This is a genomic window from Pseudomonas sp. GD03944, from assembly GCF_029839275.1.
Taxonomy (GTDB): Bacteria; Pseudomonadota; Gammaproteobacteria; order Pseudomonadales; family Pseudomonadaceae; genus Aquipseudomonas.
In genome coordinates, this window is sequence record NZ_JAOCAH010000011.1 from 111,915 (window position 1) to 125,946 (window position 14,032).

Genomic DNA, 14,032 nt, shown 5'->3' on the forward strand with positions numbered 1-14,032 from the left:
TCGTTCACCTTTTTGCGGCCGGCGCCCTGCCCGGTACTGGCGCGGTAGAAGGGCTCATTCGGCCTGGGGTTCAGCGGCGCTCAGCAGTTTCCAGTACTGCTGCATCATCGGCGTATGCAGCAATAACCAGCTGGCTGTTGGGTGCTCAGGCCAGCAGCTCGGTGATCCACCGGGCTTCCTGGGCGAGCTCTTGCACTTTCTCTTCGGGGACCGCGTGCCGCGCCTTGGCGAAGCTGGCGAGGGTGCGCTGCTTGAGGCGCAGGCGGCGCTGCCACTTGGTGACGAAGGCCTGGCTGCGCTGCTGCAACTGCAGGGGGCCGAAGTAGAGTTCTTCGGCGGTGTAGGTCACCGGGCCGATGCGCTCGGCGACGATGATTTCGTAGTCGAAGCGGTTCTCGCGCAGCACTTCCTCGCAGAGGATGCGGTAGCCGTTGTCCATCAGCCACTGGCGCAGCGGCTGCTCGCCGCCGTTGGGCTGCAGGACCAGGCGTTCCGCGCCGCTCAGGCGTGCCTTGCCGCTGTCGAGGATGTCGCGGATCTTCTCGCCACCCATGCCGCAAAGGCTGATCGCGGTGATGCCGTCTTCCGGCTCGATGGCCGCCAAACCATCAGCCAGGCGCACGGTGATACGTGGGCCCAGGTCGTTCTCGCGCACGGTGCGCTCGGCGGCGTGAAACGGCGTGCGGGCCACCTCGCCGGCTACCGCCGATTCGATGATGCCGCGCTTCATCAGCGCCACCGGCAGGTAGGCGTGATCCGAGCCGATATCGGCCAGCCGCGCGCCGGCCGGCACATGGGCGGCCACGCGTTCCAGGCGTCTGGACAAAGTCTGTTCGTTCAACGGCGGTCTCTTCGGGGCATGTCAGCCAGGTCGGCGCGCGATTCTGCCGAGCGTGGCGGCCCATGGCAAATGCACGCGACCAGTCGCCCGCCTCGATTGCTACCCCTGGGCGGCACATCGCGCCCTGGGTGCCGGGTGGGCGAGCCCTTCGTGCCGGCACCAACATCCGCAAGGATCAACGACCTGATCATTGGGTCGCCTGCCTCGATACCCATGTATAGCTGTCGGGCCCGCGCCATCGAGCAGCACACTCGTGGCCTCGGTGATCCGTCGCTCTCGTGCCGAAAGCGCCCGTCGCCAGAGATTCTTGGCCCACGCCGCAGGAGAGCCACCATGACCACACACCTGACCATCCCCGCCACCGCCACGGCGACTCAACCCACCCGCACCAGCCCGCGTGCGCCGGGCATCAGCCAGCTGAACACCACCGACGACCTGGTGCCATCGCGCTACGCCCTGCGGGTCGGCGACATCGACGTGCTGGTGATCAGCGACGGGGTATTGCCGCTGCCGACCGAGACCATGTCCATCAACGCCGACCCGGCTGACCGGGCGGCCTGGTTCAAGGACATGTTCCTCGGCCCGGACATGTACGACTGGGCGCTGAACGTGCTGGTGGTGCGCAGCGGCGAGCAGACCATCCTGGTCGACGCCGGGCTGGGCGGGCAATTCCCGGGCTTCCCGCGTGCGGGGCAATTTCCCAAGCGCCTGGAAGCGGCCGGCATCGCCCTGTCGGCCGTGACCGACGTGATCATCACCCACATGCACATGGACCACATCGGCGGGCTGCTCGTCGAGGACGTGAAAAACCGGCTGAGCCCGGACGTGCGCATCCATGTGTCGGCCACCGAGGTGGCGTTCTGGGCATCGCCCGACTTCGACAACACCTCCATGCCGTCGCCGGTGCCGGACGTGTTGCGCGCCACGGCCAACCAGTTCCTCAAGGCGTACCAGGGCAACATCCGGCTGTTCGACGACGCCTGTGAAGTGGCGCCCGGCGTAGTCGCCAAGCTCACCGGTGGCCATACCCCGGGACATTGCGTGGTGTACGTGGACTCCGGCAACGAGCGCCTGACCTTCGCCGGCGACGCCCTGTTCCCGGTCGCCTTCGAACACCCCGAATGGCACAACGGCTTCGAACATGACCCGGAAGAATCGGTGCGTGTGCGCGTACGCCTGATGCAGGAGGCTGCCGCCAGCGGTGAACTGTTCGTCGCCACCCACCTGCCCTTCCCCTCCGTCGGCCGCGTGGCCCTGGACGGCGATGCATTCCGCTGGGTCGCGGCGTTCTGGGATTATTGAGTGCGGGCTGGGTCGCGCTGATCGTTCCTACGCGCTGCGTGGGAATGCAGCCCCGGACGCTCTGCGTCCGCTACGGAATGTCGGTTGCCAGATCTACTGCTGGTGACGCGGAGCGTCACGGGATTCGGGCTCCCACGCGGAGCGTGGGAACCACCAAGGTCGACTCACACCTGCCTGTTCCACTGGCCGATGTGCTTCATCGTGGTATCCAGCAGAAACCACAGCGACAGCGGTACCGCAACGAACATGAACGGTATGGACAGGAAGAGGCCATGCCCGACCAGGGCGATAACCTCCGCACCACCGGCCAGGCAGGCATGGACGTTCTTCGCGCCGCCCTGGCAGCCGAAGTAGTCGTAGGCCACGATCCCCAGCCACCAGCCCGCGCCGGTATAAACGACAGGCACCAGGGCCAGCAGGTATCGGCCCCACCAGCCCATCTGCTGCCCGCGCCACACCAGGAACGCGGGTGCCGCGAACAGGCCTAGCCCCAGGGTCAGAAAAAGCAGCAGCTCCAGCATCCATTTTCCTTTATGCGCTCGCCTCGGCCTGAGGCGTTTGGTTCTGCATTATGGGCCGCGAGCATAGTGGTTTCATCGCATCGTCGGCTACGTGAGCGCTTCACAGCTCTGATGCAGCCTGAACGAAAAGCTCGCGGGCAAGCCCGCTCCTACAGAAGCGACCGCGCCCCACTGTAGGAGAGGCCTTGGCCTCGAGCTCTGCCATTGATCGTTCCCACACTCCGCGTGGGAATGCAGCCTCGAACACTCTGCGTCCGCTAAGGAATTCGGGCTGCCCGACCTACTGCTGGTGACGCGGAGCGTCACGGGATTGGGCTACCACGCGGAGCGTGGGAGCCATCAGTTATCCGCCGCTCCTCCACCTGATCGTTCCCACGCTCCGCGTGGGAATGCAGCCCCGGACGCTCTGCGTCCGCTACGGACTGAAGGCTTCCGGCACCGCCGTGTAAAGGTTTACCAGGCAAAGAACCCCGCCCTAGAGCCTCCCAATGAACCATCTCTAACGTCGATGTTTACCATCACCCCAATGAAGTTCTCTTAAAAATTCACGCCCGTAACATCTGCTCCATACCAACCCCAAACACCCCGGAGCACACCATCATGAAACGCCAACTCATCCTCAGCTTTGCTTTCACTGTACTGGCCGCCAACGTATTCGCTGCCTCTTCCGCCCAACCTGTCGTCGCCGAAGGCGGTTCGGATCGTCTGATCGAAAACCGCATCGCCGAAGGTGGTTCGGACCGCCTGATCGAAAACCGCGTTGCCGAAGGTGGTTCCGACCGCCTGATCGAAAACCGCGTCGCCGAAGGTGGCTCGGATCGTCTGATCGAAAGCCGTGTTGCCTGAGACCGCACCGACCACTTGATCGAGATTTCGGCATGACCCCAGCGCAGTTGCTGACATAACAAAGCCGGCCCCCACAGCCGGCTTTTTTATGCCTGCCCCGCCGCGGCATCCATTCATTCTTCTGCTCCGTCGGGCTTGACCTTGACACTAGCGTCAAGCCCTTAGCATTCACCCATGGAGATCGTCATGCACATTGGGGAGTTGGCCCTGAGGGCCGGTGTCAGTACGCGTTCGCTGCGTCATTACGAGGCACGCGAGCTTATCCATTCCGTTCGGCTGGCCAACGGTTACCGCGATTACCCGGTGGCCATGGTGCAGCGTGTGGTGTGGATACGGGAGTTGATCGGCTGCGGGTTCAGTACGCGGCAGATCCTGGGCTTGTTGCAGTACCTGGAGGACGAGGAAGACAGCGATGGCTTCCTGGCCTGCCTGCAGCAGCACGTGGACAAACTGAAGGTGCTGGACGAGCTGCAAGGTCAGCTGGCCGAACGCCGCGCCCGGCTGGCAGCGAAGATCGAGCGCTACACGCCCCTGCGCGAATCCCCGATGACGCCCTCCATGGCCCTTACGTGAAGACTCAGTCCTATCGGAGCACCCATGGAAAAACTAGCAGGCAAGATCGCCCTCGTGACCGGCGGCAACAGCGGTATCGGCCTGGCCACCGCCAAGCTGTTCGCTGAACACGGCGCCCAGGTCATCATCACTGGCAGGCGCCAGGCCGTGGTCGAAGAAGCCGTTGCGGCAATTGGCGGCACAGCCCGCGGGCTCAGCCTCGACATCAGCAACCTGGACGACCTGGATCGGCTGTACGCAGACATCGCCGAACGCCATGGCCGCCTCGACATCCTCGTCGCCAGCGCCGGAATCATCCTGCCCGCGCCCTCGGAGGCGGTGGACGAGCAGCAGTTCGACAGCCAGTTCGCAATCAACGCCAAGGGCACCTTCTACACGGTGCAGAAGGCGCTGCCACTGCTCAGCGACGGCGGTTCAGTGGTGCTGGTGTCGTCGATCGCCCACCGCATGGCCCTGGACGACCATATCGTCTATGCCGCGACCAAGGCCGCCGTGCGTTCGTTCGCGCGCAGCTGGGCCGCCGAGCTCAAGCAGCGGCGGATTCGCGTCAACTGCCTGAGCCCGGGCCCGGTGAACACGCCGATCATCGAGAAGCTGGGGGTCAGCGCCGCGCAGTTCGGCGAATTCGAAGCGATGCTGTCGGCAAGGATTCCCCTGGGCCGGCTCGGCCGCTCGGAAGAGCTGGCAGACGCCGCGCTGTTCCTCGCCTCCCAGGACAGCAGCTTCATCACCGGTATCGACCTGTGCGTCGACGGCGGCCTCAGCCAGCTGTGACGCCCATGCCGGCAGCTGAGGCTGCCGGCGCCTTCGAGGCCCTGCGAAATCCCCCAACCGCCGCGTTCGACTGTGGTTGAATGCGCCTCTGTCTAGCCCCTCTACAAGGCGCCTTCGCATGGATATCCGCGACATCCCCTTTGGCATCACCGACTGGAGCAGCATCGAGCGCACCGAACACAGTGGCGAGACCGGCACCGCCTATTGGCGCACGCAGCACTTCGGCAACCTGCGGGTGCGCATGGTCGAGTACACGCCCGGCTACCTGGCCGACCACTGGTGCAAGAAGGGGCATATCCTGCTGTGCCTGGAGGGTGAGCTGCACACCGAGCTGGAGGACGGCCGCCGCTTCGTGATGACCCCGGGCATGAGCTACCAGGTGGCCGACCAGGCCGAGGCGCACCGCTCATCCACCGCCACCGGCGCCCGATTGTTCATCGTCGACTGACTGCCTCGACCACGCGCTGCTACACCATCTGCAGGTAGCGCTTGCGCGTCGGCGCCGGGTAGGCGGTGTCGATCAGGTCCAGGCACTCCGGGCTCAGCTCCAGCGCGGCCGCCGCAGCGTTCAGGCGCAGGTGCTTGGCATCGACCGCTTTCGGGATGACGATCACCCCCGGCTTGCGCAACGCCCAGGCCAGGGCCACCTGGGCCGGGGTCACGCCGTGACGCTCGGCGACCTCAGCCAGGATCGGGTTGCGCAGCAGGCTGCCGGCCTGGCCCAGCGGACAGTAGGCCATGAGCGGCATGCCCTGGTGCTGCTGCCAGGGCAGCAGGTCGAACTCGATGCCGCGCGCCTCGGGGTTGTACAGCACCTGGTTGGTGGCGCAGGCCGAGGCATTCAGTTCCTCCATGTCCGACAGGTCGAAGTTGGACACGCCCCAACGCTTGATCTTGCCCTGCTCGTGCAGGCGTTCGAAGGCCTCGACGGTTTCTTCCAGCGGGTACTGGCCGCGCCAGTGCAGCAGGTAGAGGTCGATGCAGTCGACCTGCAGGCGCTTGAGGCTGCGCTCGCAGGCCGCCGCCACGCCGCTGCGGCTGGCGTTGTGCGGGTAAACCTTGCTGACCAGGAACACCTGGTCGCGCAGGCCGGCGATGGCCTGGCCCACCACCACCTCGGCGCCACCCTCGCCGTACATTTCCGCCGTGTCGATCAGGCGCAGGCCCAGTTCCACGCCCTGGCGCAGCGCCGCCACTTCGGCCTGGTGCCGGTTGCTGTCTTCCCCCATGCGCCAGGTACCCTGGCCAATCACCGGCACCTGTTCGCCGGCCAGTTCGAGCGTACGCATCACGCCTCCTGTTCGTGTGTCATTGCCAGGGATCATAGGTGCCGAAGCTCCACAGATGCCCCTCCGGATCGCGGCAGGTGAAGCCCCGGCCGCCGTAGTCTTCGTCGCGGATGTCGATCACCACCCGGGCTCCACCGGCCACCGCGCGGGCGTACTGGGCATCGGCATCATCGACCACCAGGTACAGGCTCTGGGTGCAGCCACCCGCCTCGTCCGGCTGGCGCATCTGTCGGCCGTAGTCGGAATCGGCCACCGAGCCGAGCATCAGCATGCTGGTGCCGTGGCGGAGCTGGGCATGGGCGATGCCGCCCTGCTCGTCCGGCACCACCAGGTGGCGTTCGAAGCCGAAGTGTTCGCACAGCCAGTCGATGGCCGCCGGCGCGTCGCGGTAGCGCAGGCAGGGCACCAGGCTGGCACCGGTCTTGGGTATCGACATGAGCTGTCCTCCGTCGTTCAGGTGTGGACCACCTCATCGTAGCCGCGCCCGCGCCATTGCAGCAGGCAGATGCCGTGGCCGAACGGGTCACTGAGGCCCACCAGGCGTCCCCAGGCAGCTTCGCTGATTTCGCCCTCCTGCCGGGCACCGGCTGCCAGGGCACGGGCCAAGGCAGCCTCCATGTCATCGACCACGATATCCAGGTGCAGGGGTGTCCAGTGGCGCTGGTAATCGCGTAGCGCCGTGCTCGCGCCGCAGGGCTGGCTGCCGGCTGGCTTGAGCAGCAGGTAGATCGGCGCCGGGCCGCCCAGCAGCTCCACCACCTCGCCCTCGAACAGCCGCCGCCCGACCTGCAGGTCGAAGGCTTGCGTGTAGAAGGCCTCCGCCGCCGGCAGGTCCGGCACGTCGAGGTTGATCAGCAGTTTCATCGGCGGGCCTGCTCGCGGTTCAGCGCGGCTCGGCGCTGAGCAGCAATAACAGCGACACCGGCTGTTCGCTTTCCGGGTGCAGCGGCTCCTGCAGCCATTGCAGGCGCCAGCCGGTGTCGGTGAGCAGGGTCAGCCAGGATTCGAGGGTGCGGAAGAACCACGGCATGGGTTCTTGGAAGCCCTCGCCGAAACCCGCGAAGGTCTCGACCCGCCAGCCGTCGCGGTAGGAGGCATCGTTGCAGGCGCGCCAGGGGTGCAGGGTCTGGATCAGCAGCCGGCCACCCGGCGCCAGCACGCCGTGCAGCGCTTCCAGGGTCGGGGTCAGGGGGTCTTCGAGCAGGGCGAAGTTGCACACCAGCACGTCGAAACGCCCCAGTTGCTCGGCCATCTCGCCCAGTTCGGCGTAGCCGCAGACCCGGTAGTTGCCCTTGGCGCCGTCGGTGGCGCGGGCGCGGTCGATCAGCGGGGCGGAGGCGTCCACCCCCACTGACTCGATACCGCGCTCGGCCAGGCCGCGGCACAACCAGCCTTCCCCGCAGCCCACATCCAGCACCCGGGTGGGCGCCAGGGCCAGCACGGCCTGGAGAATGGCCGCGTCGGTCACCAGGCGCCGGCTTTCGATGCGTTGCTCGCGCACCGCCGCGGTCCAGGCATCGGCATTGGCCTGCCAGCTCAGGCTGAGTTGCTCTCGGTGATCGCGTTGCATGGGCAGTGACCGGTCGCTCGACAATGCCATCGATTCTAGGGGCTCCCGCCATTTTTTGCGCTGCGTTAATCGCAATCCCGTCTAAGTCGCCCATCAGCGACTACGCTTGTGGGGGAGAGGATGAGTCAGACAAGGCCAACCGATCATGGGCGTATTGTGGCAATCCGATACTGAGCACACGGCCCTTCCGTCGAGCAGTCAGCCCGTCGTACGGCTGACACCCGAGCGGCCCCGGCGCCGTTGGGTCGGATACCTCTGGCTGGTGACCAGCCTGCTGCTGGTGATGGCAATCGCACTGCTGGCCTATGAACTGCGCACCGCGCATTTCCAGTCCCACTACCTGAGCCGCTACGCCACGGAGCTGACCTACCGCGTGGAGCCCGGCCCCAGCCCGCGCATCGTCTACCCCCAGGACGGCCCGTTCGACAAGCGCCTGGGCTACACCTACCTGCCTATGATGCTCGAACGCCTGGGCCAGCGCGGCTTCGTCATCGAGCAGCAGGCGCAGTTCTCCCCGGCCCTGGCGGCCTACACCGAGCGCGGGTTCTTCCCGCCCTTCGCGGAAAAGATCCAGACCGGGCTGACCATCAGCGACTGCCGCGGCACGCCCTTCTACAGCTTCCGCTACCCGCAACAGCGCTACCCGAGCTTCAGCGCCATCCCGCCGCTGGTGACCGGCAGCCTGCTGTTCATCGAGAACCGCCACCTGCTCGACGAACGCCACCCGCAGGCCAACCCGGCGGTGGACTGGCCGCGCTTCGCCATGGCGGCGCTGTCGCAGCTGGGCAAGGTGCTGGACATGCAGGACCAGTCCGCCGGCGGCAGCACCCTGGCCACCCAGCTGGAGAAATACCGCCACTCCCAGGACGGCCTGACCCTGTCGGCGGCCGAGAAGCTGCGGCAGATGGTGTCCGCCAGCGTGCGAGCCTACCAGGGCGGCCCACAGACCCGGGCGGTGCGCGAGAACATCGTGCGCGACTACCTCAACAGCGTGCCGCTCTCCGCCGCCCCCGGCCACGGTGAAGTGCACGGCCTGGCCGACGGCCTGCGCATCTGGTACGGCGCCGACTTCGCCCGGGTCAACCGTCTGCTCGACCCGGCGCGCTCGCCCGAGGCCAGCCTCGCCGAACGCGGCCTGGCGCTGCGCCAGGTGCTGGCCCTGATGATCGCCCAGCGCCGCCCGTCCTTTTACCTGGCCCAGGGCCGCGACGCGCTGAACGAGCTGACCGACAGCCACATCCGCCTGATCGCCGGCGGCGGCCTGATCGATACCGACCTGCGCGACGCCGCCCTGGCGCAGCCCTTGCAGTACCGCGACTGGCAGCTGGACCCGACCCTGCAGGCGGTGGACAGCAACAAGGGCATCAGCGTGGCCCGCTCGCGCCTGTCCAACCTGCTGAACATGCCGCTGTACGACCTCGACCGCCTGGACCTGGACGCCACCACCTCGCTCAACGACGAATTGCAACAGGCGGTCAGCCATTACCTGCAGCAACTGGCCGACCCGGCCTTCGCCAAGCAGATTGGCCTGTTTGGCGAGCGCCTGTTGTCTGCCGAGAAGACCGCCGACGTGCGCTACAGCTTCACCCTGTTCGAACGCACCGCCAATGGCAGTCTGGTGCGGGTGCAGACCGACAGTACCGACCAGCCGTTCGACATCAACGAAGGCAGCAAGCTGGAGCTGGGCTCCACCGCCAAACTGCGGGTGCTGGCCACCTACCTGGAGATCATCGCCGAGCTGCACGGGCGCCATGCCGGGCAGAGCCCGGAGCAACTGCGCCAGGTGGAAGTGGCGGAGATGGACCTGCTGACCCGCTGGGCCCTCGACTACCTGCGCCTGAACCCGGGCGCCAGCCTGCCGACGATGCTCGACGCGGCCATGGAGCGCCGCTATTCCGCCAGCCCCGGCGAACGCTTCTTCACCGGCGGCGGGCTGCACACCTTCGGCAACTTCCGCCGCGAGGACAACGGGCGCAACCCGACGCTGCGCGAGTCCCTGCGCGAATCGATCAACCTGCCCTTCATCCGCCTGATGCGCGATGTGGTGCGCTACAGCACCTACCAGGCCCCCGGCAACAGCGCCCAGTTGCTCAAGGACGACAAGGACCCGCGGCGCCTGGAGTACCTGAGCCGCTTCGCCGACCGCGAAGGCACCACGTTCCTGCTGCGCTTCTGGCGCAAGTACCAGGGCCAGGGCGCCCAGGACCGCCTGGAGACCTTTCTCAGCGGCCTGCGCCACACCTCGGTGCGCCTGGCGGCGGTGCACCGCTACCTGATGCCGGAGACGGACCAGGCGGCCTTCGCCAGTTTCCTGCGCAGCCATGTGCCCCAGGAGAAACTCAGCGACAAGCGCATCGCCGAGCTCTACGGCAACTATGGCCCGGGCGCCTACACCCTGCCGGACCAGGGCTACATCGCCCGGGTCCACCCGCTCGAACTGTGGCTGCTGGGCTACCTGAACCAGAACCCGCAGGCCACCTTCCGCGATGCCGTCAGCGCCAGCCGCGACGAGCGCCAGGAGGTCTACGGCTGGCTGTTCCGCAGCCGCCACAAGAGCGCCCGCGACAGCCGGATCCGCATCATGCTGGAGGTGGAGGCGTTCCTGGATATCCACCGCCGCTGGAAGAACCTCGGCTACCCCTTCGAGCACCTGGTGCCGTCGCTGGCCACCGCCATCGGCAGTTCCGGTGATCGCCCGGCGGCGCTGGCCGAGCTGATGGGCATCATCCAGAACGACGGCATCCGCCAACCCACCCAGCGCATCGACAGCCTGCACTTTGCGGCCGGCACGCCTTACGAAACCCGGGTGGCCCACGCACCGCTGCAGGGCGAGCGGGTCATGGCATCGGAAGTGGCGGCGGCGTTGCGCGAGGCGTTGTCCCAGGTGGTTGAAGGCGGCACCGCACGGCGCCTGCAAGGCAGTTTCAGTCTGGCTGACGGCCAGGTGCTGACCCTGGGCGGCAAGACCGGGACCGGCGACAACCGCATCGAAACCGTGGGCGCCGGTGGGCGGGTGCTCAGCTCACGGGCGATGAACCGCACCGCGACCTTCGTGTTTTACCTCGGCCCGCGCCACTACGGCACCCTCACCGCCTTCGTCCCGGGCCGGGAGGCGGAACGCTTCACCTTCACCTCAGCCCTGCCGGTGCAGGTGCTCAAGGGCATGGCGCCGATCCTCGCGCCCTACCTGGAACCCGGCAGCGGCACGCAGTGCAACCTGGCGATGGCGCCGGTGCAGGCCAGCTGGCAGTAGCTCAGCCCTTGCGTTGCTGCTGCAGGTACAGGGCCTCGACCTTTTCCCGTGCCCAGGGTGTCTTGCGCAGGAAGGTCAGGCTGGACTTGATGCTCGGGTCGCTCTTGAAGCAGCGAATGTCGATCCGCTTGGCCAGCCCGTCCCAGCCCAGCTTCGCCACCAGGTCCGTGACGATGGCTTCCAGGGTGATGCCGTGCAGCGGATTCTTTGGCGATTGGGTCATGCGGGGCCTGCCGGGGTACGAAGAGAAGGGTCGCCAACTTAGCCAAGGCCGGGCGGGAGTGAAAGCACAACCGCGCGCGCCGAGGCCCTGCAAACAAAAAAGGCCGATCCCGGGGGATCGGCCTTTTTCAGGAGACTCAGGAACCCGGGCCTGCGCCCGGGTCGGCACGCACTCAGATGTGCGCGTCCTGGTATTCCTTCTCGGCTTCGTCGAAGCGCTTCTGCATGGAAGTGCTCGGACCGTTGCCGATCTTGCTGAAGACCACGATGGCGATGGTGGCCAGGATGAAGCCCGGGATGATTTCGTACAGGCCCAGGCCCACGAACTCTTTCCACAGCACCACGGTGAAGGCACCGACCAGCATACCGGCCAGGGCGCCGTTACGGGTCATGCCTTTCCAGACCAGGGACAGGATCACCACCGGACCGAAGGCAGCGCCGAAGCCCGCCCAGGCGTAGGACACCAGGCCCAGGACCTTGGCATCGGGGTTGGAGGCGATCAGGATCGCTACCACCGCGATCAGCAGCACCATGCCACGGCCAACCCAGACCAGTTCCTTCTGGCTGGCGCCTTTGCGCAGGAAAGCCTTGTAGAAGTCTTCGGTCAGGGCACTGGAGCACACCAGCAGCTGGCAGCTCAGGGTGCTCATCACGGCCGCCAGGATGGCGGACAGCACCAGGCCGGCAATCCAGGGGTTGAACAGGATCTTGGTCAGTTCGATGAACACGCGCTCGCCGTTCTCGGTGACCGGACCGGCCTGCCCCGGGTTGTTGGCGAAGTAGGCGATGCCGAAGAAGCCCACGGCTACGGCGCCGCCCAGGCACAGAATCATCCAGGCCATGCCGATGCGGCGTGCAGCCGGGATCGACTTGACCGAGTCGGCGGCCATGAAGCGCACCAGGATGTGCGGCTGGCCGAAGTAGCCCAGGCCCCAGCCCAGCAGGGAAATGATGGCGATGAAGGACAGGCCGCGGAACATGTCGAAGTTGGCCGGGTTGGCCTGCTCGATGGTGGCCATGGCCGCGTCGTAGTCGCCCAGGGCCAGGATCACGAACACCGGGGTGATCAGCAGAGCGAAGATCATCATGGTGGCCTGTACGGTGTCGGTCCAGCTCACGGCCAGGAAACCACCGACGAACACGTAGAGGATGGTGGCGGCTGCGCCGACCCACAGGGCGGTGTCATAGGACAGGCCGAAGGTGGATTCGAACAGGCGGGCACCGGCGACCACGCCCGAGGCGCAGTAGATGGTGAAGAACACCAGGATCACCAGGGCCGAGAAGATGCGCAGCACGCGGCTGCTGTCTTCGAAGCGGTTAGTGAAGTAGTCCGGCAGGGTCAGGGCGTTGCCGTTGTGCTCGGTCTGCACGCGCAGGCGACCGGCGACGAACAGCCAGTTCAGGTACGCACCGATGATCAGGCCGATGGCGATCCAGCTTTCGGAGATACCGGCGACGAAGATCGCGCCCGGCAGGCCCATCAGCAGCCAGCCGCTCATGTCCGATGCACCGGCCGACAGCGCGGTGACGAAACTGCCCAGGCTGCGACCGCCCAGGATGTAGTCGGAGAAGTTCTTGGTGGCGCGGTAGGCGATGAAGCCGATCAACACCATGGCCAGGATATAGACCACGAAGGTGACCAGCATTGGAGTACTAGCTGTCATTGGGGAACTCCCCTCTCGTTTGTTGTTATTCAGGCAACGGGGGATAAGCCCGCGCCCTGCATGGCAAAGTGCGTGCGCTTGTGGCGCCCGCGCATTCTCGACACTGCGCCTGAACGGCGAACCCGATGACGCTGGCGAACCCCCGCACAGCCCATCCACCGATCAGACGACCTCGTCGTCCGGGAGGAATCCGCCTCCCAATACGACAACGGGCGAATGCCTTTCGACACTCGCCCGTCAAACACTCAATCCTGGCTGGCCTGCACCAGCATGTTCGCCGACTCACCGGTCACCACAGAGGCCTGCACAGGCAGGACACAACCACCGCTACCGGTAGCCGCATCACGGTTCATGCACTGTACGGCGAGACTGATGCGGGGCATCACGTCCATCCTCTTGTGAAAACTCGGGTCATGCACACCACACTTACGGTCTAGCTCACATCGGCTGGTCTGACCAATCCTCGACTGTGAACCGTGCATCGAAAAATGTGGAGCGCGGAATTTAGTGGCAGAGCGATGACAGCTTCTTGCGAAAACCTCTGGAGTTTTTTCAAGAAACTACGGCGCGCGGAACTTACACGAAATGCCCGTGTACGCCCAGCCCACGGGGCGAACACGCTGTGAAATCCTGCAACGGCTCTACCCCGCGGGCTGGCCTGGACAGGCGCCTAGTCGACGATGCGGCGCATGCCGATATGCGGGATGCCGTCTTCCAGGTACTCCTCGGTCACCGCCACGAAGCCGGAGCGACCGTAGAAGCGCTGCAGGTGCGCCTGGGCCGAGAGGTACACGGGGATTTCCGGCCAGCGCTCGGCGCACGCGGCCAGCGCCTGCTCCATCAGGGTATGACCGAGGCCGGTGCCGCGGGCCTGTTCGGCGATCACCACCCGGCCGATGGTCACTTCGCCTTCCTGGGTGGAAGGGTCCAGCAAGCGCAGGTAGGCCACCAGGGTATCGCCGTCCCAGGCCAGCAGGTGACAGGTGTCGGCCTGCAGGTCGAGGCCATCGACTTCCTGGTAGGGGCATTGCTGTTCGACCACGAACACCTGGGTGCGCAGGCGCAGGGCGGCATACAGGTCGTTCTTGCTCAGTTCGCTGTGGTGCAGGAGTTGCCAGGTGATGGGCATGTACGCAATCGTCTCGCGGGTTGGGAAGGCGCCCGTACAGGGCGCCCT

General features: G+C 66.1%; 15 protein-coding genes and 1 pseudogene. 6 read left to right on the plus strand and 10 right to left on the minus strand.

From position 1 onward, the window contains the following. Positions 1-145: 145 nt before the first annotated feature. Positions 146-841, minus strand: coding sequence for a tRNA (adenine(22)-N(1))-methyltransferase TrmK (locus N5C28_RS17425; RefSeq protein ID WP_279824318.1), 696 nt, complete (start codon positions 839-841; stop codon positions 146-148). A 333-nt stretch (positions 842-1,174) separates the two neighbouring features. Between N5C28_RS17425 and N5C28_RS17430 the strand changes: the two genes are divergently transcribed. Next, positions 1,175-2,143 (plus strand): MBL fold metallo-hydrolase, encoded by a 969-nt coding sequence (locus N5C28_RS17430; protein WP_279824320.1) that lies wholly within the window; start codon positions 1,175-1,177, stop codon positions 2,141-2,143. Positions 2,144-2,307: 164 nt separating this feature from the next. Here N5C28_RS17430 and N5C28_RS17435 read toward each other — a convergent pair whose 3' ends face one another. After that, positions 2,308-2,664 (minus strand): hypothetical protein, encoded by a 357-nt coding sequence (locus N5C28_RS17435; RefSeq protein ID WP_279824321.1) that lies wholly within the window; start codon positions 2,662-2,664, stop codon positions 2,308-2,310. 600 nt (positions 2,665-3,264) lie between these two features. On the opposite strand from N5C28_RS17435, the pseudogene N5C28_RS17440 reads away from it, so the two are divergent. From N5C28_RS17440 to N5C28_RS17455, 4 genes and pseudogenes are all read left to right on the plus strand, one after another. After that, a pseudogene (locus tag N5C28_RS17440) lies at positions 3,265-3,507 on the plus strand (hypothetical protein); the annotation flags it as partial. A 189-nt stretch (positions 3,508-3,696) separates the two neighbouring features. Then, positions 3,697-4,083 carry a MerR family DNA-binding transcriptional regulator gene (locus N5C28_RS17445; protein WP_279824322.1) on the plus strand — a complete coding sequence of 129 codons (387 nt, stop codon included), beginning with the start codon at positions 3,697-3,699 and terminating at the stop codon, positions 4,081-4,083. 24 nt (positions 4,084-4,107) lie between these two features. Further along, on the plus strand, positions 4,108-4,857 hold the full coding sequence (locus N5C28_RS17450; RefSeq protein WP_279824324.1) for an SDR family oxidoreductase: 750 nt from the start codon (positions 4,108-4,110) through the stop codon (positions 4,855-4,857). 118 nt (positions 4,858-4,975) lie between these two features. Further along, the gene (locus tag N5C28_RS17455) at positions 4,976-5,305 is read left to right on the plus strand and encodes a DHCW motif cupin fold protein (protein WP_279824326.1); all 330 of its coding nucleotides are present in this window, start codon (positions 4,976-4,978) and stop codon (positions 5,303-5,305) included. Positions 5,306-5,324: 19 nt separating this feature from the next. On the opposite strand, the gene N5C28_RS17460 is transcribed toward N5C28_RS17455, so the two are convergent. Genes N5C28_RS17460 through N5C28_RS17475 form a run of 4 tightly spaced genes read right to left on the minus strand, consistent with a single transcriptional unit; the run spans position 5,325 to position 7,716 of the window. After that, positions 5,325-6,146: an aldo/keto reductase gene (locus N5C28_RS17460; RefSeq protein WP_279824327.1), complete on the minus strand. Its 822-nt coding sequence runs from the start codon at positions 6,144-6,146 to the stop codon at positions 5,325-5,327. A gap of 19 nt (positions 6,147-6,165) precedes the next feature. Beyond that, entirely contained in the window at positions 6,166-6,582 is a 417-nt protein-coding gene (locus N5C28_RS17465) for a VOC family protein (protein ID WP_279824329.1), read from the minus strand. A gap of 17 nt (positions 6,583-6,599) precedes the next feature. Further along, on the minus strand, positions 6,600-7,010 hold the full coding sequence (locus N5C28_RS17470; protein WP_279824330.1) for a VOC family protein: 411 nt from the start codon (positions 7,008-7,010) through the stop codon (positions 6,600-6,602). Between the two features lie 19 nt (positions 7,011-7,029). Next, positions 7,030-7,716, minus strand: a complete 687-nt coding sequence (locus N5C28_RS17475; RefSeq protein WP_279824331.1) for a methyltransferase domain-containing protein — start codon at positions 7,714-7,716, stop codon at positions 7,030-7,032. Between the two features lie 145 nt (positions 7,717-7,861). Between N5C28_RS17475 and N5C28_RS17480 the strand changes: the two genes are divergently transcribed. Continuing rightward, positions 7,862-10,969, plus strand: coding sequence for a transglycosylase domain-containing protein (locus N5C28_RS17480; protein WP_279824333.1), 3,108 nt, complete (start codon positions 7,862-7,864; stop codon positions 10,967-10,969). Between the two features lies 1 nt (position 10,970). Here N5C28_RS17480 and N5C28_RS17485 read toward each other — a convergent pair whose 3' ends face one another. From N5C28_RS17485 to N5C28_RS17500, 4 genes are all read right to left on the minus strand, one after another. Next, on the minus strand, positions 10,971-11,192 hold the full coding sequence (locus N5C28_RS17485; RefSeq protein ID WP_279824334.1) for a VF530 family protein: 222 nt from the start codon (positions 11,190-11,192) through the stop codon (positions 10,971-10,973). Positions 11,193-11,364: 172 nt separating this feature from the next. Beyond that, positions 11,365-12,855 (minus strand): sodium/proline symporter PutP, encoded by a 1,491-nt coding sequence (putP, locus tag N5C28_RS17490; protein WP_279824336.1) that lies wholly within the window; start codon positions 12,853-12,855, stop codon positions 11,365-11,367. Positions 12,856-13,100: 245 nt separating this feature from the next. After that, positions 13,101-13,238 (minus strand): hypothetical protein, encoded by a 138-nt coding sequence (locus tag N5C28_RS17495; protein ID WP_279824337.1) that lies wholly within the window; start codon positions 13,236-13,238, stop codon positions 13,101-13,103. Positions 13,239-13,525: 287 nt separating this feature from the next. Then, positions 13,526-13,984 carry a GNAT family N-acetyltransferase gene (locus tag N5C28_RS17500; protein WP_279824338.1) on the minus strand — a complete coding sequence of 153 codons (459 nt, stop codon included), beginning with the start codon at positions 13,982-13,984 and terminating at the stop codon, positions 13,526-13,528. Positions 13,985-14,032: the final 48 nt, after the last annotated feature.